This is a genomic window from Desulfoplanes sp., assembly GCF_054921335.1.
Genome location: NZ_JBUDSQ010000022.1, coordinates 26,133 through 50,841, shown reverse-complemented (window position 1 = coordinate 50,841; position 24,709 = coordinate 26,133). Strand labels below are relative to the sequence as shown.

General features: G+C 55.8%; 19 protein-coding genes. 9 read left to right on the top strand and 10 right to left on the bottom strand.

Annotated features, from left to right (window positions below; all coding sequences use genetic code 11):
* Positions 1–10 precede the first annotated feature (10 nt).
* Positions 11–589, bottom strand: coding sequence for a 5-formyltetrahydrofolate cyclo-ligase (locus ACY692_RS06960; RefSeq protein WP_462324628.1), 579 nt, complete (start codon positions 587–589; stop codon positions 11–13).
* Between the two features lie 305 nt (positions 590–894).
* Between ACY692_RS06960 and ACY692_RS06955 the strand changes: the two genes are divergently transcribed.
* Both ACY692_RS06955 and ACY692_RS06950 read left to right on the top strand, forming a co-directional pair.
* Positions 895–1,566, top strand: a complete 672-nt coding sequence (locus tag ACY692_RS06955) for a metallophosphoesterase (protein ID WP_462324627.1) — start codon at positions 895–897, stop codon at positions 1,564–1,566.
* A gap of 14 nt (positions 1,567–1,580) precedes the next feature.
* A complete protein-coding gene (locus ACY692_RS06950; protein ID WP_462324626.1) occupies positions 1,581–2,348 on the top strand; it encodes an exodeoxyribonuclease III in 768 nt (255 codons plus the stop codon).
* On the opposite strand, the gene ACY692_RS06945 is transcribed toward ACY692_RS06950, so the two are convergent.
* The 6 genes from ACY692_RS06945 to ACY692_RS06920 all read right to left on the bottom strand — a co-directional run bounded on the left by ACY692_RS06945 (position 2,345) and on the right by ACY692_RS06920 (position 9,126).
* Positions 2,345–3,859, bottom strand: a complete 1,515-nt coding sequence (locus ACY692_RS06945) for an alpha,alpha-trehalose-phosphate synthase (UDP-forming) (RefSeq protein WP_462324625.1) — start codon at positions 3,857–3,859, stop codon at positions 2,345–2,347. The two genes, ACY692_RS06950 and ACY692_RS06945, sit on opposite strands and share 4 nt — an antisense overlap.
* Before the next feature lie 18 nt (positions 3,860–3,877).
* On the bottom strand, positions 3,878–4,693 hold the full coding sequence (gene otsB, locus ACY692_RS06940) for a trehalose-phosphatase (RefSeq protein ID WP_462324624.1): 816 nt from the start codon (positions 4,691–4,693) through the stop codon (positions 3,878–3,880).
* Positions 4,690–5,922 carry a glycosyltransferase gene (locus tag ACY692_RS06935; RefSeq protein ID WP_462324623.1) on the bottom strand — a complete coding sequence of 411 codons (1,233 nt, stop codon included), beginning with the start codon at positions 5,920–5,922 and terminating at the stop codon, positions 4,690–4,692. The genes otsB and ACY692_RS06935 overlap by 4 nt, the downstream gene beginning before the upstream one ends.
* A complete protein-coding gene (locus ACY692_RS06930) occupies positions 5,919–6,581 on the bottom strand; it encodes a DUF5752 family protein (protein WP_462324622.1) in 663 nt (220 codons plus the stop codon). Before ACY692_RS06930 ends, ACY692_RS06935 begins: the two co-directional genes overlap by 4 nt.
* Positions 6,582–6,818: 237 nt before the next feature.
* A complete protein-coding gene (locus ACY692_RS06925) occupies positions 6,819–8,111 on the bottom strand; it encodes a DUF401 family protein (protein WP_462324621.1) in 1,293 nt (430 codons plus the stop codon).
* A gap of 154 nt (positions 8,112–8,265) precedes the next feature.
* Positions 8,266–9,126 carry an NAD(P)-dependent oxidoreductase gene (locus ACY692_RS06920; RefSeq protein ID WP_462324620.1) on the bottom strand — a complete coding sequence of 287 codons (861 nt, stop codon included), beginning with the start codon at positions 9,124–9,126 and terminating at the stop codon, positions 8,266–8,268.
* A gap of 442 nt (positions 9,127–9,568) precedes the next feature.
* Here ACY692_RS06920 and ACY692_RS06915 point away from each other — a divergent pair, with 442 nt between their 5' ends.
* The 6 genes from ACY692_RS06915 to ACY692_RS06890 all read left to right on the top strand — a co-directional run bounded on the left by ACY692_RS06915 (position 9,569) and on the right by ACY692_RS06890 (position 17,958).
* Positions 9,569–10,399 (top strand): amidohydrolase family protein, encoded by an 831-nt coding sequence (locus ACY692_RS06915; RefSeq protein ID WP_462324619.1) that lies wholly within the window; start codon positions 9,569–9,571, stop codon positions 10,397–10,399.
* Positions 10,400–10,561: 162 nt separating this feature from the next.
* On the top strand, positions 10,562–12,508 hold the full coding sequence (locus ACY692_RS06910) for a methyl-accepting chemotaxis protein (protein WP_462324618.1): 1,947 nt from the start codon (positions 10,562–10,564) through the stop codon (positions 12,506–12,508).
* 831 nt (positions 12,509–13,339) lie between these two features.
* The gene (locus ACY692_RS06905) at positions 13,340–14,338 is read left to right on the top strand and encodes a TRAP transporter substrate-binding protein (RefSeq protein WP_462324617.1); all 999 of its coding nucleotides are present in this window, start codon (positions 13,340–13,342) and stop codon (positions 14,336–14,338) included.
* 58 nt (positions 14,339–14,396) lie between these two features.
* Positions 14,397–14,906: a TRAP transporter small permease gene (locus ACY692_RS06900; protein WP_462324616.1), complete on the top strand. Its 510-nt coding sequence runs from the start codon at positions 14,397–14,399 to the stop codon at positions 14,904–14,906.
* Positions 14,906–16,204 carry a TRAP transporter large permease gene (locus ACY692_RS06895; RefSeq protein WP_462324615.1) on the top strand — a complete coding sequence of 433 codons (1,299 nt, stop codon included), beginning with the start codon at positions 14,906–14,908 and terminating at the stop codon, positions 16,202–16,204. Before ACY692_RS06900 ends, ACY692_RS06895 begins: the two co-directional genes overlap by 1 nt.
* Before the next feature lie 365 nt (positions 16,205–16,569).
* A complete protein-coding gene (locus ACY692_RS06890; RefSeq protein WP_462324614.1) occupies positions 16,570–17,958 on the top strand; it encodes a sigma-54 interaction domain-containing protein in 1,389 nt (462 codons plus the stop codon).
* Positions 17,959–18,077: 119 nt separating this feature from the next.
* Here the strand turns inward: ACY692_RS06890 and hpsH are convergent, their stop codons facing one another.
* Together hpsH and hpsG are read right to left on the bottom strand one after the other, a co-directional pair.
* The gene (hpsH, locus tag ACY692_RS06885) at positions 18,078–19,004 is read right to left on the bottom strand and encodes a (2S)-3-sulfopropanediol dehydratase activating enzyme (RefSeq protein WP_462324613.1); all 927 of its coding nucleotides are present in this window, start codon (positions 19,002–19,004) and stop codon (positions 18,078–18,080) included.
* An 85-nt stretch (positions 19,005–19,089) separates the two neighbouring features.
* The gene (gene hpsG / locus ACY692_RS06880; RefSeq protein WP_462324612.1) at positions 19,090–21,561 is read right to left on the bottom strand and encodes a (2S)-3-sulfopropanediol dehydratase; all 2,472 of its coding nucleotides are present in this window, start codon (positions 21,559–21,561) and stop codon (positions 19,090–19,092) included.
* A gap of 577 nt (positions 21,562–22,138) precedes the next feature.
* On the opposite strand from hpsG, the gene ACY692_RS06875 reads away from it, so the two are divergent.
* On the top strand, positions 22,139–22,867 hold the full coding sequence (locus ACY692_RS06875) for a sulfite exporter TauE/SafE family protein (RefSeq protein WP_462324611.1): 729 nt from the start codon (positions 22,139–22,141) through the stop codon (positions 22,865–22,867).
* A gap of 165 nt (positions 22,868–23,032) precedes the next feature.
* On the opposite strand, the gene ACY692_RS06870 is transcribed toward ACY692_RS06875, so the two are convergent.
* Positions 23,033–24,556 carry an ABC transporter ATP-binding protein gene (locus ACY692_RS06870; RefSeq protein ID WP_462324610.1) on the bottom strand — a complete coding sequence of 508 codons (1,524 nt, stop codon included), beginning with the start codon at positions 24,554–24,556 and terminating at the stop codon, positions 23,033–23,035.
* Positions 24,557–24,709: the final 153 nt, after the last annotated feature.

Sequence of the window (24,709 nt, the reverse complement as noted above, 5' to 3'; positions counted from 1 at the left end):
ATCATATATCCTATTCTTCAATCCAAATCATCTCCTCTTCCGTAACAACCACATCGACCCTCTTATCCCACGTATCATGAGGAAGGTTATCCATGATCTGGCAGGCAAAGGCCAGGCCGATGGTCAGTGCGTTGTCCATGGGGTGCTTTGCCAGAAAGCGGTCGTAGTAGCCGCCTCCGTAGCCGATGCGGAAGCCCTGGCGGTCGAAGCCCACGCCCGGGATGAGGACGATGTCCGCGTTGGGGTTCTCCATGAGGGTGCAGGCGTTGTTGTCCGGTTCCGGGATGCTGTATGCGCCCGGTCTGAGCTGGGTTTTGTCCGTGACGTGGAAGAAATCCATGCACCCGGGTTCGTCCTTGCGGCAGCAGGGGAGGAGGGCCCGGCAGTCGCGGTTCATGCATTCGTTGAAAAAGGGCCAGGTGTCCACTTCGCCGTTGACCGGGAGATAGAGGAGCATGGTGATCGCGTTTTTCCAGGCGTCCAGATTGGTGATCCTGTCTGCGATGCATTGGTTGGCCTTGTCCTTGGCCGCTTGAGGCATGGCCTTGCGGCGTGCGAGGAGCTGGGAACGGATGGTTGATTTGTCCATGGCAAGTGGCGTATTGATCCGAAGGTTGACAGTGTGGTTCGTGGGATCGGTTACCGAGCGCACAAAAAGGTACAAACTATCGATAAATTTTCAGCATCTTGCAAAGAGATGTTCCTGGGAACGCCGAGCGTCTGCTCGGCATCTGGGCACCAGAGATGTGAATGCCCCATGTCGCCCCAAGTTATTCTGTGGCCTACCCGTTGCCGGTCGCATCATGCGGTGCCGAGCAGACGCTCGGCGTTCCCAGGAGGGGCGGCGATTTTCGCAGCAACGTGTACAATGAGCGGAAACAAAGGAGTGATACCGTGGATACCACTGTACAATGGATCGCCCTGGGCGACATACACGAGAACCTGACGAAACTGCCGGGGATCGCCGGCCTCGACAAGGCCGAGCATGTCCTTATTTCGGGTGATCTTACCAATTGTGGGGACAGAAGAAAAGCCGCCGGGATCATCGAGAAAATCAGGTCGTACAATCCCCGGATCCTGGCCCAGATCGGGAATATGGACCTGGACGATGTGGACCGGTACTTCACCGAGCAGGGGATGAACACCCATGCCCGGGTTGTGGAGCTGGGACACGGGGTCTGTCTGATAGGCATGGGGTACTCGCTGCCCACGCCCTTTCATACCCCGTCCGAAAAGGGAGAGGATATCTTCAGAGAGTGGCTGGATCAGGCCCATGCATCCTGCGGCGAGTATGAGCATCTGATCCTCATGTCCCACAATCCGCCCTTTGACACGGACACGGACCGGATCGGCACAGGAGCCCATGTGGGCAGCCACGCGGTACGGGCATTCATCGAAAAAGTGCAGCCTGATGTGTGCATTACCGGGCATATCCATGAGTCCAGAGCCGTGGATCGCATCGGTGAGACGGTTATCGTCAATCCCGGAGCTTTTGCATCGGGTGGGTATGTGGTTGTCGAGAAAAGCGGCAATGCATTGCGGGTTCGATTGGAACAAGCCCAATAATCAACAGGAGCGGCATGAAAATCTATTCGTGGAACGTGAACGGGGTCAGGGCGGCCATCAAGAAGGGATTCTGGGACTGGTTCAATCAATCCGATGCCGATGTGGTGGGTATTCAGGAGACCAAGGCTCAGATGGAACAGCTCGAACCGGCGGATCAGTCACCGGAGGGATACGGGGCAACCTGGAATTCCTCCAGGGTCAAAAAGGGGTATTCGGGCACGGCCTGCTTCTATCGCACCGAGCCCCTTTCCGTGGGTACCGGGTTTCCGGACGGCAGCTTCCAGGGGGAAGGGCGGCTCATTCTGCTCGAATACCCGCGGTTCTATCTCTTCAATATCTATTTTCCCAACGGCCAGTCCAGTGATCAGCGCCTGGATTTCAAGATGGGCTATTACGACGCCTTTCTCGCCTATGCCCAGGAACTGCGGAAAACCAAGCCCATTGTGGTGTTCGGGGATTTCAATACCGCCCACAAGGAGATCGACCTGAAAAATCCCAAGGCCAATGCCAAGCGGTCCGGATTCTTGCCCAGCGAGCGGGCCTGGATCGATCGGTTCATCGACCACGGCTATGTGGACACCTTCCGCATGTTCAATCAGGATCCGGGGAATTATTCCTGGTGGTCCTATAGGTTCAACGCCCGCACGAACAACGCGGGGTGGCGGATCGACTATTTTTTCGTGTCCGAGGAATTGCGGGACAGGGTCAAAAACGCCTGGATCGAACCCGCTGTCATGGGATCGGATCATTGTCCCATCGGGCTGGAATTGGACCTGGATTAGGGGGTGCAGTCCTCATCGTCCGGTTCGGAGGGTTCGGAATCCGGTACGAAAAGTCCGACCTTGGGGAAGCAGCTCAGGTCACCGGTTTGGGCCGCGTGGAGAAAGGTGTTTGCCCAGTTGAAGATGTCGTTGTGTTTGACCGTGTGGCGTAGCAGTCCCATGCGTTCCTGCTGTTCGGATGCGTCCATGGTCAGTGCCTGGTACAGGGCCTCGCTCACGCCGTATTCATCATAGGGATTGACCAGCAGGGCACCCTGGCTCAGTTCGGCCGCGGCCCCGGCGAATTCGCTCAAGACAAGGGCACCGTCCTCCCCGTTTCTGCAGGCGCAGTACTCCTTGCACACCAGGTTCATTCCGTCCTTGATCGGAGTGACCAGACAGACCTCGGAGTGGATATATTCCCGGACGAGTTCCTCACGGCTCAGGGAGTGGAAGAGATAGTGGATGGGTATCCAGCCGTTCTGACTGAACCGGCCGTTTATCTCCCCCACGAGTTGATCGATCTCCAGTTTGAGCTGGTCGTAGGAGCCCACATCCTGGCGGCTTGGGACCAGGATCTGTTTGAAGATGATCTTTTGGGCCAGTTCGGGATGGTGTTCCAGAAGCCGGGCTATGGCACGGAGCCTCAAGGGGATCCCCTTGGTGTAGTCGAGGCGGTCCACCCCGAGGATGGTTAGGCATTCGTCTTCCCTGCGGCGTTCCGGTATGTCCCTGTCTTTTTTTTCCTGCCGGCGGGCCAGTGAGGAAAAAGTTTCGGAGTCGATGCTGATGGGAAACGAGCCCACCCAGACATCCCGGTCCTCGATGGTGTAGCTGCGCACATGTCCCTCGCCGTGTTCGCCGGTTTCCGGAATCAGGTTGAACACGCAATCCCTGAAGTTGCGCATGTCCCGGACGGTCTGGAAACCGATGAGGTCGAACTCGAGAAGAGACTTGAGCAATTCCAGACGCCAGGGAAGTTTGAGATATATGTCCAGGGGCGGGAAGGGGATGTGCAGAAAGAATCCTGTCTTGCGTGGGATGTTCTGTTCGCGGAGCTCCCGGGCCACGAGCATGAGATGGTAGTCGTGCACCCATATGTAATCGGATGGCCCGGAATAACGGCCGACCGCATTGGCGAAATGGGTGTTCACGGTCTTGTAGCTCTGCCAATAGGCGGGATCGTACCGGCAGTAGGCCGGGAACTCATGGAACAATGGCCAGATGACCTCGTTGGAAAATCCCGCGTAATAGCTCTCCACCTCCTCTCTGGTCAGGTCCACGCTGTGCAGGTCGAATCCGCTCGAAGCGGTTTCCAGTTTGAGCAGTTCCGTGAATTCGTCGGGGGTGGAGAAATCGTCCCCGGCGATCCCGAGCCAACCGATCCATACCCCGCCGCGGTCCCTGAAAACCGGTCCCATTGCAGTGACAAGCCCGCCCGAACCGGGCGAGGTGGTCCATCCATCCTGCTCGTTTTTTTCCAGAACAATGGGTAATCTGTTGGAGACGACCACGATCCGTCGTCTTTTCATGGGGTATCTCCTGTTATTTTACCTGCAGTGGCCGTGTTTGTTGGATGCTTGCTCGCGTCGAGTGGTGTTCAGCCATGTTTGGAGCAGCGAGCGGACCGCCCGGCAGTCCTCGATGGTTGCGTGGGCTCCGGTCGGTCGGTTGTCCCTTGCCACCTTGATGCCGAATCCTTCCGGCGGCAGATGGGTGAAAACGTCTTCGTCCGTGAGATCGTCCCCTATATAGACGATCAGGTCCGGGGGAGGATCCATGGTATGGACGCACTCCAGTAGGGTGGTTCCCTTGTGACGGCCCGGTGTTCGGAGCTCGATCCCTCCATTGAACGTAAGGACCTCCAGATTGTACCGTTCGGCCAGTCCGGCCCACGTTTTCCGGGTCTGTTCCAGGATCCGGTCGGCCATCTGCTTGTCTTTTCCCCGGACATGCAGGGCCACACTGGTCCCCTTGTCCTCCACTCTGGATCTTTCCATCTTCTGTCTGACAAAAGACAGGGCACGTTGGATTCCCTCGGCCTGATCCGGGCCGATAGGCTGTTGTATGGCCTTTCCCTTCTCTGATTCTATTTCCATTCCATGGGAGCCGATATAGGTTCCCTGGACATGGATCATGGCCTGGAGTTCCTTTATCGGTCGGCCCGATACGAGGATGACCCGGGTCGGTGTCAGTCCAACAATGTTCCGCAGTAGTCCCGGGATACCCGGCAACGGATGGGCCTTGAGAGGGTCGACGTGAAAGGGGGCCAGGGTGCCGTCGTAGTCCAGACCGAGTACGGGGGCCTTTGCGCACCGCACCCGGTCCCAGAATGTCCGTCCCAGGGTATCGGTGTCTTCCTTCATAGCTCGATGCGTTCCTCGACCCCGTGGAGCACGGCCGACATGAGGGTCAGGTATTCGCGCAGGTGTCTGGTGAGCAGAAAGTTTTCCCGAACGAACCCTCTGGCCTTTTTTCCCATCTCATCGAGTTTATTCCGGTTCTTGAGCAGATAACGGATGCGCAGGGCCGCTCCCTCCGGGGTGTTGACCAGAAATCCGGTGTGGTAGTTGATCACCTGGAGTCTGATCCCCCCGGTGTCCCCGCCGATAACCGGTTTCCCCTTCCACATGGCCTCGGTCACGGTCAGGCCGAATCCTTCCTTGGTCGATTTCTGGATGACGATGTCCGAGATGCGCTGCAATGCATTGATGGTCACGTTGGCGTCGGGCGGCAATTCGAGCACGTGGATATCCGGATCGTCTCCTGCGGCTTCCTCGACCTCGGCCAGTACCTCCTGGCCCTCTGGATCGTCCGATGCCCCGCCCCCTGCAAGGATGAGCTGGACCGGGTAGTATTCTCGAACAAGCCGGTAGGCCTGGATGACCCCCACCGGGTCCTTGAACCGGTCGAACCGGGAAATCTGGGTGATCACCGGGCGGCCTGGATCGATCCCCCAATCCTGGAACACGGATTCTTTTTCCATCCAATTGAGGTCACGGTTTTTGTCGCTCAAAGGATCGATGGATGGCGGGACCAGATACATGGGATGGGGCAGGGATTGGGCAAAGGCGGCCAGGGACCAGATGGAAGCGTCGTATCCGGTCACGAATCTGCGCAGATATTTCCAGAGCGGCCGGTAGGGGTGGCTGACATCGATGTGGCAGCGCCATATCCATTTGCCCCTGCGATGGGGCAAGGCATTTAGAAGGGGCGCGGGCTGGGGATCGTGGATGAACACGATGTCCGCGTCTTGGAGAACATGTTTGAGCTCCCCGGCGCGGACCCTGTTCGCCTCCTCGTAGGCCGCCAGGAGTTGTTTGGTCAGTTCGACCCGGTTGCCCTGGAGCCCATTGTGGAATCGTTTGGTGCAATTATAGAATTCCGGCGGCCCGGTGATGATCTCCCACGAAGCGTCCAGTCCGAGTTCTTTTTTGAGGGGAATGAGACGATCCAGGATTTCGGCTACCCCCCCGCCTTCACGGGTCGAATTGACGTGGACGATGGTCAGCCCCCTGAGGCTTTCGGCGAGCTGATAGAGCTGGTCGATGACATTGGTCCCCACGGTGTCGGCGTATTGTTCGAGCAGGGTCATGACAATCCCTCCTGCATGGCGCATTCGGTGCACAGCCCGCTCAATTCCGATCGCAGTTCGGGGAGGGTGGTGAAATAGGGGTCCACGCTGGCGAGACGTTCCGCGAGCACGTTTTGGGTGTCGCCGAATTGGTACAGCCACTCGGTGAAGTCGTTTTTCCCGTGGATGGTGCGCCCCCGTGCGTCGATGAAGTGATAGAAGATGCTCCCGGAGGTCATGTCCGCGATGCCCTGGGGCAATTCTTCGGGATCGTGCAGGCGCCGGTTGGTATCAAAGACCACGATCTGGGCGTGGGTGAAGTGGAACATGGTTCTGGCCTTGATCCATGTGGCCAGAACACTTTCGTCCATGCGCTCCTCCACGGTATCAACGAGTTCCTGTCTGAGCTCTTCCAGATCCGCAAATTGGGTGGGATCGACCAGGGCCAGCCGTTCGGCCAGGATCGAATCCCGCAATCCGTGCCAGGCCCAGGCCGCGAAATCGTTCTGGTATTCGGGTTCGTCAAAATAGGGCCGGAGCAGACCGCCCCAGAAATGGTAGTAGATGCACGGAAGGGACGTGGAGACGAGCCGGTCCCGGAATTCACGCAGATCTTGTGCCCTGGTCCCGGTGGCAATGGAAATCAGAGCACAGTCCTTGATGGCGAAAGGTTCTCCCATGGCTTCCTCCAGACTGGTGTGGTGCGATGCTGATTGGTATAGCTGTTAGCACGGATGGGAGAGTCTTGGCAAATGGGGGGAGGAAAATGGCTGATCAATAGAGGATGGACAACCGGCGACAGGGGGCTGGAGACAGGAAAAGACCGGTTTTATGTGTTAGGTTTTAGGATCAAGGACAAGCCATAGAAATCCGATGTCCGCGGTCCAGGGCCGAAATGTTTTTACCGGTGCACGGTATCACCCCGAAATCCACTGCAGAAAGAAAAAGAGCAGGGTCCCCAAGGTGGCGAACAGCAGGCAGGGAGCTACGAGTCTGCGCCAGGTGGCGGCGAGTTCGGTGTGGAAAAACTGGCAGGTGAGGATGAAGCAGATGTGGATGGGGGAGATCATTACCCCGGTGAATCCGGCAAAGGATGCCAGGACGAGATAGGGGATCATCTGGTCCTGCATGCCCAGTGTGGTCAAAAGGCCCAAAAGTAGGGGGAAGGTGGAGCCCACAAAGGCCACGTTGATCCCGGCGATGGCCCCGACCAGAAAGGGCAGAAAGACCGAGGCCGCGAACAGGGCTGCATTCCCGCCTGCTGTTTGGGCCATGGCATCGACCACGTGGGCGGACTCCATGATCTCCTTGAAGATGAAGACCGAGGCCACCACAAGGAGCATGTCCCGCAAACTCTTTTTTGTCAGGACCTGGGTCAGAAAGGCGCGGCCGAGGTGGTTTTGGGCCATGATGCACGCAACGGATGCAACCAGTGCGGCGATGACGCCCAGCTCAAAGGGTACGCCGGGCGCGATCACGGGGATGAGACTTTCAAGACCCACAGCCCCTATAATGGCCACCAGGAGAGGAAGTCCCTGGATGAGTACGGCACGCGGGGACCGTTTGGCATCCCGGACCGTTGATGGGCTCACGTTTACCCTGAGCACACCGGGGCGAAGGAAAAACAGCCAGCCTGAAGCGAGCATGAACAGAATGGCCGGCCAGGTCCGGGAGATCAGGGAGACGATGGGGATATCCGCCAGGGCCACGGTGAGAATGACCCCCGGATACAGGGGCCAGCCGAGTTCCCAGATGTGGCGGAACCAGTAGTTGATCAGGGCCTTGTCCCTGTTGGACACATCCATGTTTTCGGACACGGTTCCGACCATGGGCGCGGAGAACACCGCACCCCCGGGCATGGGCAGCAGCCCGATGAGGGCGGGGAAGAAGATGAGCCGGAGTCTTGGGCTGGTCAGATAGCCGGAAAGGGCGTCCATGAGCCGTTTGGATTGGCCGGAACGCTCGAGTGCGTCCGAGAGCATGAGGATCAGCCCGACAATGGCCACGAGAAAAAGAAATTTTTCCCCAACCATGGCCCTGGCCCCTGCCTGTCCGATGCTCACCGGCCCAAGGCCGAAGAAGAGTCCAAGGACGATGCCCCCGGCCAGGATGGAAAGGCCCAGGGAGAGCTTGAAGCGCATGCCCGCCAGCATGAGGGCAAAGGCGAGCAGAACCTTGGCAAAGGGGATTATGGGAGTGAGCATGTCCATGGCGATATGTCTCCAGCTAGTGTTGTGAACACGACGGGTGAGGTATCCTTTTTACCAGCAAAAGAAAATATCCAAAAAAATGGAAGATTACCCACTTTTTTCCCTGGAGACGGCTCCATGCGTTTGTTTCCAGGACCGTCATGCGGGGTGGGCGCTAGGTGATGATTTCATGGACCCCGCAGCAATCCTTTCCCCCAAGGCCCGATCCACTGGCCTTTTTAAAGATTTCAAGGACCGTTTTCATGGTCGGAATGTCCATGGACCATGAATCGGCCATGTCGCACCCTAGGCGGACGTCCTTGAGGGCCAGGTCCAGGCCGAAACGGTTGTTGTAGTCTTTTTGGGCCATCCATGGACCGCGCACATCCATCTGGAAACTCCGTGCACCGGTATCCTCGAGGAGTCCAAGGGCCCTTTCCGGGTCCATGCCTGCCTTGTGGAGCAGATGGAGTCCCTCCGAGAGCACGACCAGGTTGGCCATGCCGATCATGTTGCTGACAAGCTTGATGGCACAGGCCGCATCCACGGTCCCAAGATAGTGGGCCGGTGACCCGAGAACGGGCCATAGGGAAGAAAGATGATCGAACCCCTCTCTGCTCCCGCCAATAAACAGGGGTTCTTCCGCTCTTTCCGCATGGGCAGGGGTTTTTCCCAGGGTGCATTGCAAGAAACCGATCCCGTGTTTTTTGGCCGTATCCTGCAATAGGTGCGAGGTTGCAGGATCGATGGTGCTCATGTCGACGTACGCCGCCCCGGGGACCATTCTTGCCAACAACCCTTCTGGTCCGGCCATGATCGTCGTTACATCGACCGGTTGTGGCAGACACGTCAAGATGACCTCACAACGGGCCAAATCCTCCAGGTTCCGGGTCACCCGTGCCGAAGGGGGGCTGGTTGGAATCCCTCCGGTCCCGTGGCCATTTCTTTTGTAGACCACTACCTCATTGCCCGCCTTGGCAAGATTTTGGGCGATCGGTCCCCCCATTCTTCCCGTTCCGATACATCCTATATGCATGGATTCTTCCTCCTGATTTCCCTGCTCATGTGCCGAGCAGGGAATGTTGGTTTGTGTCATAGCCAAGCAAGGTGGATGCCACCGCTTTGGATTGTATTCCGGTGGGGATGGTTTGAAGGGGTCGATCCTTGTGCGGCGGGGGTGTTGCGTGTGCGCAATATCTGGTTGGATGTTTTAATGAAACCAGGTTGTTGGGAAAAAGATTTGGGGACGGGGGTGTTGGACCAGTGCACTCTCCTTTGCCCAATCCATGGGACGGGCCGGAAAAAACACCGCTGGGAAGCCTGGTGTGATGCGATCTGGTTCCGGATGGTTCTTTTTTGTGGGGGCATCTTTTTTGCTTAACGTCCTAGCCGAATGGAGATCCCCTTCCTGTTTCCGGAAAAATTCAGGGACTATTCGGGAGCATACCTATTTTCTAGAACATAATAAGGAGTTTTACATGAATGTCATTGATTTTCGTTTCCGTCCCAATACCCAGGCGACTATCGACGGTTTTACGAACAGCACCATGTTCAAAGGCATGTTTGAAAAGATCGATCTCTCACACATGAAGGCCCAGACCGTCCCCGAGGTCGTGGAGGATTTAACGAAGCACAATGTGGTCAAGGCTGTGATCACCGGCCGTGATTGCGAATCCACGTATGATGCCGGATCGAACAACGGCGGTGTGGTCGAGTTCGTCCAGAGTTTCCCGGATATTTTTCTCGGGTTCGTGGGCCTTGATCCCCATAAGGGCATGAAGGCCGTGGCGGAACTGGAGCATTCCATCACCACCCTGGGTATGCACGGCGCATCCATCGATCCCTATCTGGCCAGGATTTTTGCCAATGATGCCAAGTATTATCCCCTGTATGCCAAATGTTGTGAACTGAACGTGCCCATGGTCATCTCCACCGGTCCGGCCACCCTGGTCCCGGATGCGGTCATGGAGCATGCCGCACCCCGGTATATCGACTATGTAGCCCGCGATTTTCCGGATCTCAAGATCATCATCAGTCACGGCGGCTACCCCTGGGTCAACGAGGCCATTATCGTCGCCGAGAGAAACCGCAATGTGTACATGGAATTGTCCGAATACGAGCACCATCCCGGAGCCGAAGCCTATGTCCACGCGGCCAACACCATCATTCCGGACAAGATTCTCTTTGCCAGTGCCCACCCGGGCGTTGATTTTCGCCAGGCCATGAACCTGTACAATGAACTCCCGTTCGCCGCCGATGTGCGGGAGAACATCATGTACAACAATGCCGCAAGGATCCTTGGGCTGTAACACCCCTTTTGTGTCATAAAAGGGCTTTATGCCTACTCTGCCGGAGGTCGGGATGGCTCCCGATCTCCGGTTTTTTTCCTGTCTACCGGAATCGTGGACTGTGCGTGCTCATCCGATCTGTTGTCCCCATTTGCGGTAATCTAAAAATTCCGAGGAATATATATGAGTGCCAAAAACAAGATTGTTCTGACCGTATTTTTGTTTTTTTCGGTAATTATCATTTTTATGATGTCTTTTTCCTATAGAAATTTCAGTATTTCTTCATATTCAAATAATATGCAGGAGCTTTCTACTGTTTCAACCGCCGTCAGTAAGGCTGTCATGGAAAAAATGAATATCTATTTTAATTCATTGGAGATGGCATCCAAGGCCTACCATCTGGCAGATGGATCAAATAATGGCCAAAAAGTGGATTTTCGCGTAAAAATGCTCGGGGTTTTGCGTCAACAGGTTGGGGTCAATGATGTATATTATGGGCTGGCGGATGGATCGACGTATTCGTTTGCAGCCAAGGGAAAAATTGAAAATTTTAATGCCAAGAAGCTGGGTCGTGAATGGTATACTCGAATAATGTCAGGTGAAAAGCGGGTTGTAACTACTCCTTATGTTTCATCTCTTGGAGAGACGATCATGGCCGTAGCCGTACCCATTTATTCAAACGGAATTGTTGCGGGGATGATATGCTGCAACATTCCTTTGACAACGATCACAGATTTTTCGACCCAGCTATTGGATTTCGATAATATATTTTTGACCCGTAGTGATGGTTATCTAATGGCCAGCAAGAACAAAGAAGAGATCGGAGAAAAACTTTGGGATGTTATACCGGGTCTAAAAAAATATAATAATATGAAAAAATCTGGTAGAATGGAATTTGTTAATAATGGAGAAAAATATAAAGGGAGTTATTTTGAGATAGAATCTCTTGGTTGGAAAGTGTGGACATATGAAAAATTGTCTACGATAAATTCGGATTCTAGAAATAATCTAATTGTTAATAGTATTGTGGCATTTATTGCACTGATAGCGTCTATAATAGTTGTGAATTTTCTTGTCAGGATATTGATTTTCAAGCCTCTAGAAGAGGTGAATGATGGTATGTCGCGGATAAAGAAAGGTGATTTGACCAATACTGTAAAAGGGGTGGTCCGCAAGGATGAAATAGGGCGGATGCTTCTGGTGATGAATGAGATGGTGCGTCATCTGAAAGGGGTCGTCTCCGAGGTCCGGGCAGGCGCGGATAATGTTGCCGGCGGCAGTGTCGAGATGAGTTCCTCTGCCGAACAGATCTCTCAAGGGGCATCCTCCCAGGCGGCTTCTGTCGAAGAGGTCTCTTCCAGCGTTGAAGAGATGACCGCGCATATCCGTCAGAATACCGAAAATGCCATGCAGACGGAAAAAATTGCGGTCAACGTTGCGGATAGCGCCATGCAGACGGGCGAGGCCGTGGGGGAAACCGTGGGGGCAATGAAGAATATCGCGGAGAAGATATCCATTATTGAAGACATCGCCAGGAACACCAACCTGCTCGCCCTCAATGCCGCAATCGAAGCGGCCAGGGCCGGTGAACACGGTAAGGGATTTGCGGTTGTCGCGGCTGAGGTGAGAAAACTTGCTGAAAACAGTGCCCGCGCAGCCGCGGAGATCAGCGAACTTTCCAGTGCGAGTGTGACCAAGGCCGAGCAAGCCGGAAAAATGCTTAAAGAGATCGTGCCCGAAATCCGCAAGACAGCGGATTTGATCCAGGAGATCACGGCTGCCGGCAAGGAGCAGGATGCTGGTGCCGAGCAGATCAACGGAGCGATCCAGCAGCTGGACCGTATTGTCCAGCAAAATGCCTCTGCGTCGGAGGAGCTCGCGGCGACGTCTGAAGAACTTTCCGCCCAGGCCGAGCAGCTCCAAACGTCTATCGCGTTTTTTCACATGGAGGATGGCCATTCCGTTGTCAAAGCCGCAGGGCCACGTAAGTGGGGATACGGAGATACCGTGGGTACCTGCACGCCCCTTCCTTCCCATCACCAGAGCGGAACGGGAGTACGAAAAGGACGCGTTGGTTCCGGCCTTCCGCTTGGTGAGGACGTGGCAGACGGACAGTTTGAGCGTTTCTAGAGTAAAACCAGACGATGGGTCTGTGCCTTGATGGGGCCGGAAAGGCGAGGTGATGGACCGGTCTCGCTCTTGGGCTAACGGATACATGGGGCAAAAGTCCGTTAGCCCGAGAGCGTCAATGGCAGAAGGAGGAGCAGGGATATCTGCGCCTACCGGAAAGAAATTTTCGGACCTGTTGGTGGATTGGGTATGCCCATGAACGTGTGTTTGTTAAAAAATGTTTTATTTTAACATGTTATAAAAAACTTCATTGGGAACGAAAATTATTGCGCTCTTTGTAACAACGCCTTAAGGGTACGCTCTTGTTGTTCCCGTGCAACACCCTGTGCGCGGGTGCACTGTTGGCCCTGTCGCTGTAATGTATGACATTCCTGGTCGCGGGCGGGGTTTCTAAGGGGGTGTTGCAACGACGCATCGCTATGCGCTCCGGGCGATCCCTTTTTTTGCAACCAACTCCTTCGCTTGGATCCTGATCTTGGGATGTTTTTCTCAATCTCCCGCCAGTACGAGAAAATATAACAATGGCACTTGTCTTGCTTTACGGCGAATCGTTGTTTTCGGGAATGTTGCAATTTTCACAAGGGAGGAGCCGTATCCGTAATACTTTGAGTATGACCATTCGTTATTGGGCCGTATTTGGAGTGTTTCCGGAGCATGAATGACTAACCGAAAAGCGTACAAAATTTCCCGGGTATGGTTGGTTCAGCCGCCGGGATGATGGGATTTTTAGACGCCGAGGATGGCCAAGCGCTGTGGGCGTCACATCTCGGGACCTGTCCGGAGAATCGGAATGTTCCCGAGAACCAAAAACTTATTACCTGGAGAACAAAGATGAAAAAAGCATTGGTCCTACTTGTGGCAGCCTTGTTGATGACCACCACGTCCGCGTTTGCCGCAGGATACAAGAAAACCATGGTCATGGCCGCGACCGCCAACCCGACCGGCAGTCTGCATGCTGTTGCTTTGGAAAAATTCAAGGAAATCCTTGAAAAGGAATCCGGTGGGGATATCAGGGTCAAACTTTTCCTCGGCGGGTCCATGGGCAGTGAACAGGCCAACGTCAAGCAGCTCAGGAATGGAGAGATCCACGCGGCTGTTTTGGCCGACGGCAATCTTACCCCTTTTGCTCCGGCAGCGACCATTGCCATTCTGCCCTATCTTTTCCCCAAGATCGACGATGCCTATACCCTGTTGGGCAATCAGGAATTCGTGACCGAACTCGGTGATGCCGTTGCCGAGCAGAGCCATACGCGCCCCTTGGGTTGGCTGATTGGCGGATACCGTGTCCTGACCAACTCCGAGAAACCGATCACCAAAATCGACGATCTTCAGGGACTGAAAATCCGTGTTCCCAAGGTCCGCATCCAACTCGATTCCTTCCGTTCCTGGGGCGTGGAGCCCCATCCCCTGGCCTGGTCCGAGACCTTCAATGCCCTACAGCAGGGGGTAGCCGACGGTCAGGAAAATCCCCATTCCATCAACCAGGACCAAAAGTTCTGGGAAGTCCAGAAGTATATCACCGACCTGCACTACATGCTCTGGGTAGGTCCCCTGCTGGTTTCCGACAAGTGGTTCCAGAAACTGCCTGAAAAGACCCAGGCCCTGGTACAGAAGGCCGCGACCAAGGCCTGTGAATACGAGTGGCAGTGGGTTGCTGACCAGAACCGGAAGGCCCTGAACAACTGCCTCGAACACGGCATGGTCTTTGAGAAACTGACCGACGAGGATGTGTGGATGAACAAGGCCCGTGCCCTGTGGCCCGAGTATTATGGAGCCGTGGGCGGCAAGGAAAAGATCGACAACGCCCTGGAGATTATGGGTCAGGAATAGGATAGCCCCGTAAAAGGGCGGGTTCTGCCCGCCCTCAATTTTCTACCCGGTATCGAGTATGAATATGGTCAAAAAGTTTTTCACCCAATTTGAAGAAAACGCGTGCATCCTGTTTTTGGGGACCATGGTCATGGCCCTCTCTCTGCAGGTTTTCATGCGGTTCGTCCTCAGCTCTTCCCTGGCCTGGACTGAAGAGTTGTCCCGCTACAGCTTCATCTGGTCGGTGTACATGGGCGGTGTGCTGGCGGTCAAACACGGCCAGCATGTCCGTATCTCGGCCCAGTTCCTGATTCTGCCTCCCAAGGTCCGGGTCGTGGTCCGCGTGCTCACGGATTTGTTATGGATGGCGGCAAACTTTTTCATCGCCTATCAATCGACCCTGGTCCTGGGAGACGCCTTTGCCTTTCCTGAGGTCTCCCCGACTCTGGGTATCGTCAAAGGGTATGTGGAGGCCCTGTTGCCGGTCTGTTTTCTCTTGATGAATGTCCGGCTGGTCATCAACTATTGGAATCTGCTAAAGAACAATAACCTCATGAGCCTTGCAGATATGGGTGGGGGTGAAGAATAATGGAAACCTTGCCACTTACCATCCTTGTCCTGATCGGCTGCTTTTTCATCGGCATGCCCATCTTCATGTCCCTGATCATTTCCGCGGTCGTGGCCATCATGCACTGCGGGTATCTGCCGCTGTCCATTATCCATAACTCCCTTTTTGACGGGGTGAATATCTTCCCGCTTCTGGCCATTCCCTGCTTTGTCATCGCCGGGACGCTCATGGAGTATGGGAATATCACCAAACAGATCATCGATGTGGTCAAACAGCTCGTGGGCCGCCTGCCGGGGGGGCTCGGGATCACCACCATCCTGGCCTGTACCTTTTTTGCCGCCATCTCGGGGTCCGGCCCGGGAACGGTTGCCGCCATCGGAACCCTGATGATTCCGTCCATGGTCCGTAGTGGGTACACCCCGTCCTATGCGGCGGCCGCAGCCTCTTCCGGGGGGACTATCGGCATTTTGCTGCCGCCCAGTAATCCCATGATCATCTTTGCCATTCTGGCCAATGTTTCGGTGACCGCCATGTTTACGGCCGGCATCATGCCCGGTCTGATGGTCGCCGTATGTATGACCGGTATGGCCATGGTCAAGGCCAAGCTGGAAGGGGTGACCGTTGACAAGGAACAGCCGCCGTTCAACCTGAAGGTTTTTCTGAAAAGTCTGTCCAAAGGCGGCTTTGCCCTTGCCACCCCGTTCATCATCCTCGGGTCCATCTATTCGGGCATGGCCACTCCTGTGGAAGCATCGGTCGTGGCCATTGTGTGGGCGCTTTTCGTGGGTATCGTCATCAATAAATCCCTCAAGCCCAAACATATCAGACTCTCCCTGATCGAGGGCGCCATGCTCTGCGGCACGGTTCTGGTCATTGTCGGGGCATCCACGCTCTTTGGCAAGATCCTGACCTATGAGCAGGCACCCCTCAAACTGGCCAACCTGGTCCTGGGTGTTTCCAAGAACCCGGAGATTGTCCTGATCATGATCGTGGGCATCCTGTACTTCCTGGGCATGTTCATGGAGACGCTCTCGACCATGATCATTCTCGCTCCGGTCCTTCTGCCCATGATCAGAAGCCTTGGCATCGACCCGATCCACTTCGGTGTGATCATGGTCATCACCAACGAGGTGGCCATGCTGACGCCGCCACTCGGGGTCAATCTGTTCGTGTCCTCGCGCATCGCCAAGATCTCGGTGGAGAAGATATCCCTTGCGGTTCTTCCCTATCTGCTGGTCCTGACATTGTGCATCCTGCTCATCGTCTACTGCCCGTTCCTCAGCACCTGGCTCCCGGCCCTGCTGGGTTCGGGGATGTAACCCAAATAACCGGGAAACACGTATGGCCCCGTCGGTATCCCGGCGGGGCCATATCTTTAAGGAGTGGTCGCACTGATCCATGATGCCATTGGCCCGGGATTTTGACTTTTTGCGCCCGTGCACCTACAGCGCTTGTGTTCCACGGTTCCCAGAGAATATATTTTTTAACTATTCAGGCCAAAATTTACCCAGTACCACATGGTAACATTTACCGATAAATCTGCGCGATGACCAAAAAAATGGAGAATTTGGATGCTGTAAGAAATGGGAGATCTTCATGCTAACCATCTATTATTTTTCAAATTTCTTGCCTCTCTTAAATTTCTCGAATTTTTCAAATTTCCCCAATTTGCATCCGACTACTCATGCCCACTGAAATGCTCAAAGAATACATCGAAGACCTGCTGGATTCCTTTGGCGAGGCCATCGCCATTTCCGACCGCAACGGCATCATGCTCCACGTGAACAAGAAACACGAAGAGCTGACCGGTATTCTCCATAAGGATATCATCGGAAAATCAGCCCGTGAGCTTGTGGAACGCGGTATTTTCGACGTTGTCCTGAATCCTGAGGTCGTCAGTACGGGACAGCCGGCAACGCGGATGCAGAAAACAGCGGACGGCCGGAAACTGATTCTCGAGGGGAATCCTGTCCTTGACCCGGATGGACAGGTTGTTCTGGTCGCTACCTTTATCCGGGACATCACCAAGGTTGCCGAACTCAAGGAGCAGATGGGTTCTCAAAAGGAGCTTCTGGAAGCCTTCCGCAAGCTTCAGGACTCCGGCAACAAGGCGTTGGAAAAATTTCCCCGGGTCATCTCCAGCCGGGCCATGAAAAAGCTCTACGCCCAGATTTCCATGCTGGGGGACACGGATGTCACGGTTCTCGTCCAGGGGGAGACCGGAGCGGGCAAGGACGTTTTTGCAAGAAGGCTCCACGAGGTCAGCAACCGGACCTCACGCCCCTTTATCAAGACGGATTGCAGCAGCATTCCGGAAAATCTCATGGAGACGGAACTCTTCGGCTATGCCCCGGGAACCTTTTCTGGGGCGAATAAGCAGGGCAAGATGGGGCTCATCGAGGCCGCCTCGGACGGGACGCTGTTTCTGGACGAAATCGGTGAATTGCCCCTGGCCATGCAGGCCAAACTCCTACGGGTTCTTCAGGATCGCGAAGTGGTCCGGGTGGGGTCGACCACGCCCCGGAAAGTGGATGTGCGGGTGGTTGCCGCCACCAACAAGGATCTTGAGCAAGAGGTTGCCAAGGGACGATTCCGCAGCGACCTGTACTACCGTCTCAAGGTTGCGGTGATTACCATTCCGCCACTTAGAAAGCGTCGGGCCGACATCCTCCCATTGGCCCGCGGTTTTCTCGGCTTTTATGCCCAAAAATACCAGCGCGATGTTGTTCTGGCACCGGATGCCGAGGAGGCATTGCTCGCTTATTCCTGGCCGGGCAATGTTAGGGAACTGGAAAATCTCATCCTCGGATGCATGATCACCTGTAACAAACAGGTCATTGGCGCCCATGATCTCCCCATCACCATCACGCCGTCCGAGCCCGAGACCGGGGATGGGTCCCTTTTCGGAAGGCTGGATGTGGAGGGAAAGACCCTCAAGGAGATTCTGGAACAGGTGGAGCAGATGGTCATTATGGACGGTATGGCCAGAACGGGCAACATGAGCGCGGTTGCCCGAACCCTGGGCGTGGATCGCTCGACCATTTTTCGCAAGATGAAGAGGTACGGATCGTAGGAATGGGGCGCTCCACCGCATGAATCCCCTACGGGGGTATTTTAACAATGATCATCCAAACAAGAACACCGGGCTGCGTTACGCAGCCCGGTGTTCTTGCTAGTAGGGGAGGAGGTTCTTTATGCAAATTTTGTTGTATAACTACTCTGGATGATGTTTAGGCGGGTCATGAGGCCCTCTTCCAGCTCCAGATCACCCAGGGGATAGGTCTTGCCCAGGTAATCGTATTTGGGCTGGCCGAAGCGGTGGTAGGGGAGCAATTCATAACTCAATCCCTTCCGCTCGGGTAAAAATTCCAGGATGGCCCGGATGTCTTCTTCGGTATCGTTGAACCCGGGAATGACCGGGGTGCGGACCATGATCGGGAGGTCCGGAAACGTCTCGCAGACCCTGGCAAAATTTTCCAGGATCAGCCCGTTGCCCACGCCGGTAAATTCCTTGTGTTTGATGCTGTCCATGCTCTTGATGTCTATGATCAGGGCGTTGAGGCTTGTGCAGGCCTCGGCCAGGGCTTCCCACTCACAATACCCGCAGGTTTCGATCATGCAGTGGATGCGCCTCCGCCGTGCCTCGCGCAGAAGAGCAGCCGCAAAGGCGGGCTGGGCCATGGCTTCCCCGCCGCTCAGGGTCATCCCTCCACCGGAACGGGCGTAGAAGGCATCGTCTTTTTCGACCGTGGTGATGACCTCTTCCACGGTCATGGTTTGACCATAAACGTTCAACGCGTTGGAGGGGCAGGCCTCGGCACAGGTGTGGCACCGGACGCATTTTTCCGGATCGAACACGGGCATGTGGTTTCCAGAAGCACTGAGGGCCCCGTTGGGACAGGCCTCGATGCAACGGGTACATTTTTCCGTGGTCAGACATTTTCTGGGATTGAAGGCCAGTTCGGGCTGCTTCCTGTGCGACTCGGGGTTACTGCACCATTTGCAACGGAGGGGACACCCCTTGAGGAAGACCAGCGTCCTGATCCCGTCTCCGTCATGCACGGAGTAGTTCTGGATATTGAAGACAATGCCTTGGGTTTTTGCGTCTGGGGTATTCATATGCAACGTCCTTGTGCCATGCGTGGAGGGATAGAAAACGGGAGGACGGTGGGTACCGTCCTCCCGTAGTGGTATGCAGCAGACGCTAGATTTCCGCGTGCTCGGTACGGTTGATGACATCGTTCTGGAGATCCTCGGACAGGTCGCAGAAGTAGGCGCTGTATCCGGCGATACGGACCAGGAGATCACGGTAGTTGTCGGGATCCTTCTGGGCTGCCAGGAGGGTTTCCTTGTTGATGATGTTGAACTGCAGATGCCAGAGGCGCAGATCGCACCAGGTACGGATCATGTCCATGACCTTGCGGGTCCCTTCTTCTCCCTCAACGGCCTTGGGGGAGAGCTTGAGGTTCAGAAGCCGGGAAGCACGGTTCTTCATGCCGGTGTTCTTGGTGTGGTGGTTGGACATGAGGACCGCGGTGGGGCCGCTGTGGTCGGCACCGTGGGATGCGGATGTACCATCGGAAAGAGCGGTCCATGCGTGACGTCCGTTGGGGGTTGCGGAGACGATTTTTCCAAAAGGCACGTGGGAGGTGATGGGCACGTAGCGCACGTCACAATTGATGCCGCGTTCCTCGGAGTATTTCTCTGCATAGACCTGGGTGATGCGGTCCAGTTCTTTGGCAATGGCATCGGCGTAAGGGTCGTTGTTGCCGTAGGCCGGAGCGTTGCGCAGCATTTCGCGGACATCCTCATGGCCTTCGAAGTCGGTCGTGAGGGCTTCCATGACTTCTTTCATGGTCAGCTTCTTGTCCTCGAAGACCAGTTTCTTGATGGCGGCCAGGCTGTCGGTCACGGTGCCGTAGCCCAAAATCTCGAAGTAGGAGAAGTCCACGCCGCCTTCGATTTTTTCATTCTGCAGATCCTTGCCTTCCTCCATGCACAGGTCGTGGAGCACGGAGGCCATGGGGGAGGCAAAGTGCCGGGGACGCAGGGAGTCCACGAGGGCCTGCTGGTAGAAGGCCTTGGAGAGCAGGTTCATGTACTGGTCCACAAAGGCCTTGTAGAATGCGTCCCAGGTGGTGTGATCGGTTGCATTGCCGGTTTCCAGGCCGATGAGCTCGTCACCGTAGTGCTTCATGCGGCCATTGCTCAGGGTCATCTCGATGGCGGTGGCGGCGTTGATGTATACGCAGCCCGAGGTGTAGGTGTCCCGGTTGGGCATGCGAGCCTCGGTGCAGCCGGATACCGCGTAATCCAGGGCCTCGTTGAAGGGAGCTCCCTTGGCGGTGTACAGGGGAATGATTTCCTCATCGTTGATCAGCTTGGGATACCCGGAACCGTCTTTGATGGTCAGGGAAATCTCGTGCAGAAACCGCTCCGGGGTACGGGAATGGATACGTGCGGCCAGATCGGGGTAGTTGAAGGGGAACTCTCTCTTGGAACGCAGGAAGAGATAGGAGAGTCCATTGGTGGCGTCCTCACCCGTGGGGGTCTGGCCGCCGATGGTCACGGCTTCCCAATGGGCGTAGCCTTCCTGGAATTCGTTACCCGTGGGGTTGATGTACAGATCGAGGAACTGGGCCATTTCCACCCACATGTTTTCCAGCAGCTCGGTGGCCTTGTCTTCGTCGATGATACCCGCTTCCAGGTCCTTCTTGTAGAAGGGATACAGGTACTGGTCCATGCGGCCGTTGGAGATGATGGCCGAGGATTTCTGCTCGATGCGGGAGAACATCTGTACGAACCACTGGCACTGCAGGGCCTCGCGGAAGTTCCGGGCGGGCTTGGCAGGAACCTGCTCGCAGATCTCGGCGATTTCCAGGAGCTCGGCCTTGCGCTTTTCGTCGGTCTCGGCGGCCGCCAGTTCACGGGCGAGGACGGCGTGGCGCTTGGCCCAGATCATGACGGCATCACAGATGATGACCATGGCCTGGTAGAAGGGACGTTTTTCCACGTTCTGCACGGGGCTCAGGGGATCGAGTCCGTCCAGTTTGGCCTGTGCTTCGGCCTTGATGGTTTCGAAGCCCAGGTTGATGACCTTTTCAAAGTCATGGACCCACTGCAGGGCGGAACGGTAGGAGGATGTCTCGCTGACCACGAACTTGGATTTGAGTCCTTCGTCGTCGTCATAGGTCACGGTACGCAGTTCCTCGGGCATGGCATGGTTCAAATGCTCGTGGTAGGTCTTGCCCTCCCAGTAGGGAGCAATTTCGTTCAGGAGGAGGTCCGTGTCTTCCTTGGAAAGAAGGAAGGGGCTCTTGGCACGCTTGTGCAGATCCTTCATGACCACCTTGTAGAAATCACCGTCGATTTCAGGGTACAGGATGCCGTACCGGCCCATTTTACCGGCACGGCCGGCCAGCAGGGAATTGGGGGTGATGTAGACGGTGATGTTTTCGGCGACGTTCTTGAGCGCCTTGGCCCATCTAAGAACGAGCACCTGTCCTTCGGTGGTTTTCATGGACTCGGTGAAATACCGGGCGCGTTCGATGTCGATGGAGGGCACGCTCATATGGAATGTGTCCAAAATTCCGTAGACGCGTTCACGGCCCTTACGGGTGTCGACCTTGTTGATCAGTCGGTCTTCCTGGGGGGAGAGTGTACAACAGCCAGTCATGATGTTTTCTCCTGAAGTTATTGAGTGAGCTGCAAGCCCGGAAGGTTGCAGTGTGGCATGTTTTCAACGTGCGGCCTTGTGGCGCATGGAATGTGATTTATTTAGCAAGGTCGGTGCCATCTCGATAACAATATGATATTTAAGTATTTATTTGTTGATCGGGAGCAGGGCGGCATGCCGGGGCGTGCAAGGAAGGTTGATGCATGCGTGCAATGGTGGTGGGGTGGGTGTAAATGATTTCAGTGTGTTGAAAGAATGTTGTGGTACTGCAATATGTGTGAAGGTGCACGGAAGGGAGGGAGCGGACAGGAGGCGGGAGACAGGGACATGTAGGGGCAGGTTCCATACCTGCCCTTTGGGGCTAGGCGTGGATGGTGGGCAATTGTCGAAAATCGGTCCCTGGGATGGCATTTTTTCCGGCGCCGGAGTCGCCCATTCCGGCGCTGGAGTCGTCCTTCCCGGGGGAAAGTATGGCGTTGATATTGCTAGAGGATTATTTGCTTTTTTGGGGCGTGCTCTTTGTGGGGCTACGCCGGGTGCGTCTTCCTCTTTCCCTCCAGCCTCTTGGATATGCCGTATGTTTGATTTTGGGATTTCTGTTCATCAAGGGCTACTCGCCTTTGTCATCGCTGCAATGGGAGCTTTTGGGAACGGCTTGGCCGGTTTTGGTCTCGCCCTGCTCATCGGTCCTTTTCTGCTCATGATCGACCCTGCATTCTTTCCCGGCCCCATTATTCTGCTTGTGGGATTGGTCACCACCATGGTCATGGTCAGGGAGCGCAACGCCGTCAATCGTTCCACCGTCAAACAGGCCCTTGTGGGGTTCATTCCAGGTACGGTGTTGGCAGCCCTTATTGCTGCCCGGCTCCCGGAACGAGAGATCGCCTTCATATTTGGCGGACTCATATTTTTGGCCGTGGCCATGAGTCTTCTGGGGCCCGCCATCCGTCCGAGCAGAAAGCTGCTCTTCCTGGCCGGTGTTCTGGGCGGCTTCATGGGCACCCTGAGCGGAGTGAGTATACCTCCGCTGGCCCTGGTTCTCCAGAATCGTCCCGGGCCTGAGCTTCGCGGGACCATTGCCTGTGTCGGGTTCATCTCCGTCATCATGTCGTCCATTGCCCTCGCGGGCGTGGGGCGTCTGGGGATGGAGGAGGTCCAGCTGGCCCTCTATCTCGCCCCCGGGGTTGTCCTTGGCTATGTGCTCTCGTTTCCTGTGGCCGAACGTTTCGACAAGCGATGTACCCGGCCTGCGGTGTTTGTGCTCTCCTCGGTCAGTGCCGTGGCCATGATTCTGAGATATGTGTAGCTGGGTGTTGCGTGGGGGCAATACTGCGGCACGCGGGGAGGAGGGAAGACGGACGAAAATGTCCGGGGGCTGATCTCGGATATCCGGGGGCGACAGGAGAGACAGCCCATGCATTGTCGCTACGGATGCACCGGGCGGTGTCGGTTCCACGAACGGACCGGCAGATTATGAGGATTTTTCCGAGGTGCCGGCCATGAGCAGGCCGATGCGGGCGATACCCTCGGTGTCGGTGGCGGGAATGATTTCCAGGATCCTGCCCCGGAACATGACCGCAATGCGGTCGGCCAGGGAGAGGACCTCCTTGAGGTCCCCGGAAACCAGGAGAATGCCCGCGTTTTGGCGCTGGGCGATCAGGGTCTGCCAGACCTCTTCGGTGGCACCGATGTCCAGTCCCTGGGTGGGCTGTTCGGCGATGATCAGTCGGGGATTCTTTTCCAGTTCCCGGGCGAGAATGATTTTTTGGAGGTTGCCCCCGGAGAGTTGCCCGGCCATTGAATCGACGGCGTTGGGAGTGAGTATCTTGTAGGTCCCTATGGCCTTGGTCGCCAGTATGCGAGCATTGGCGGCCTGGAGGAACGGGCCCCTGGAAAATTCACCGATCCGGGTGAGCATGTAATTTTCAGCCAGATCGAGACTCGCAATGGTTCCCGTGGTATGACGGTCCTCAGGGATATAGGCCAGATCGTTTTTGTCGGCCCGGAACCATGTCTGGTGGGTGTAGTCCACCTCTTTCCAGCCGATTGTTCCCTCGGTAAAGGGCGCAAGCCCGGCCAGGGCAGCAATGAGCGCTTCCTGGCCATTGCCTGCCACGCCGGTTATGGCCAGGATTTCCCCCTTTTTGACCTCTAGATCGATCGCTTCGAAAACCGTTCTGCCTTCTCCGTTGACCTCCTTGAGTCCCCGGGCCGAAAGAACCGGGGGGCCGGGAGCGATGTCCTTTTTGTCCACCTTGAGCACGATTTCCCGACCAACCATCAGCCGAGCCAGTTCACGTTTGCTGCGGACCTGTTCGGGGAGGATGTGGGTGATCATTTTTCCTCGACGCATGATGCTGATGCGGTCCGCCAGTTGCATGACTTCGTCGAGTTTGTGGGTGATAAAGACAATGGGATGTCCGCGTTCTGCGAGTTTCTTGAGTGTTTTGAAAAAGATGGTGATTTCCGGCGGGGTCAGGATGGCCGTGGGCTCGTCAAAGATGAGGATCTCGGCGTTACGGAAGAGCAGTTTGAGGATCTCGACCCGTTGGCGTTCTCCCATGGACAGATTGCCCACCCGGGCCAGGGGATCGACGACGAGACCATATTGGTCCGAGAGTGCACGGATACGGGCGGCCGCCCCCCTTAAATCGAGAACCGGTGAGTCCGAGGGGGTGCCCAGGACAATGTTTTCGACCACGCTCATGGGTTCGATAAGCATGAACCGCTGGTAGACCATGCCGATCCCCCGGGCCAGGGCCTGGGACGGGGAGGTGAACCTGACGGTCTCGTTGTTGAGTACGATCTCCCCCTCGTCGGGCTGATACCGGCCCGAAAGTACGGACATGAGCGTGCTTTTGCCCGCCCCGTTTTCGCCCAGCAATGCGTGGATGGACCCGGCGTGGATGTCCAGGGTGATTTTGTTGTTGGCAACGAGATTGCCGAAGCGCTTGGTGATCTTCTTGAGTTGCAGGACCGGGGATTCAGGGGTCATGGGGCGGTTTTATGTTGTAGGGTGTATGTTTTAGGAAAAAAACAGGGGTGGCCAACGAAACAGTTTCTGCCCGTTAGAGTGCGCTCAACCAAAACCATTCTGGAATGTTGGGTTGTTATCGAACCTCTGGTCCAAGCGACGATCCGTAGGGGC

Excerpts from the sequence above, each read along its gene's own strand:
- ACY692_RS06875 (WP_462324611.1), top strand. The coding sequence starts at position 22,139 with ATGTTTGATTTTGGGATTTCTGTTCATCAAGGGCTACTCGCCTTTGTC.
- ACY692_RS06920 (WP_462324620.1), bottom strand. The coding sequence starts at position 9,126 with ATGCATATAGGATGTATCGGAACGGGAAGAATGGGGGGACCGATCGCC.
- ACY692_RS06900 (WP_462324616.1), top strand. The coding sequence starts at position 14,397 with ATGAATATGGTCAAAAAGTTTTTCACCCAATTTGAAGAAAACGCGTGC.
- ACY692_RS06960 (WP_462324628.1), bottom strand. The coding sequence starts at position 589 with ATGGACAAATCAACCATCCGTTCCCAGCTCCTCGCACGCCGCAAGGCC.
- ACY692_RS06930 (WP_462324622.1), bottom strand. The coding sequence starts at position 6,581 with ATGGGAGAACCTTTCGCCATCAAGGACTGTGCTCTGATTTCCATTGCC.
- ACY692_RS06870 (WP_462324610.1), bottom strand. The coding sequence starts at position 24,556 with ATGACCCCTGAATCCCCGGTCCTGCAACTCAAGAAGATCACCAAGCGC.
- ACY692_RS06895 (WP_462324615.1), top strand. The coding sequence starts at position 14,906 with ATGGAAACCTTGCCACTTACCATCCTTGTCCTGATCGGCTGCTTTTTC.
- ACY692_RS06925 (WP_462324621.1), bottom strand. The coding sequence starts at position 8,111 with ATGGACATGCTCACTCCCATAATCCCCTTTGCCAAGGTTCTGCTCGCC.
- hpsH (WP_462324613.1), bottom strand. The coding sequence starts at position 19,004 with ATGAATACCCCAGACGCAAAAACCCAAGGCATTGTCTTCAATATCCAG.
- ACY692_RS06950 (WP_462324626.1), top strand. The coding sequence starts at position 1,581 with ATGAAAATCTATTCGTGGAACGTGAACGGGGTCAGGGCGGCCATCAAG.
- hpsG (WP_462324612.1), bottom strand. The coding sequence starts at position 21,561 with ATGACTGGCTGTTGTACACTCTCCCCCCAGGAAGACCGACTGATCAAC.
- ACY692_RS06945 (WP_462324625.1), bottom strand. The coding sequence starts at position 3,859 with ATGAAAAGACGACGGATCGTGGTCGTCTCCAACAGATTACCCATTGTT.
- ACY692_RS06935 (WP_462324623.1), bottom strand. The coding sequence starts at position 5,922 with ATGACCCTGCTCGAACAATACGCCGACACCGTGGGGACCAATGTCATC.
- ACY692_RS06910 (WP_462324618.1), top strand. The coding sequence starts at position 10,562 with ATGAGTGCCAAAAACAAGATTGTTCTGACCGTATTTTTGTTTTTTTCG.
- ACY692_RS06905 (WP_462324617.1), top strand. The coding sequence starts at position 13,340 with ATGAAAAAAGCATTGGTCCTACTTGTGGCAGCCTTGTTGATGACCACC.
- otsB (WP_462324624.1), bottom strand. The coding sequence starts at position 4,693 with ATGAAGGAAGACACCGATACCCTGGGACGGACATTCTGGGACCGGGTG.
- ACY692_RS06915 (WP_462324619.1), top strand. The coding sequence starts at position 9,569 with ATGAATGTCATTGATTTTCGTTTCCGTCCCAATACCCAGGCGACTATC.
- ACY692_RS06890 (WP_462324614.1), top strand. The coding sequence starts at position 16,570 with ATGCCCACTGAAATGCTCAAAGAATACATCGAAGACCTGCTGGATTCC.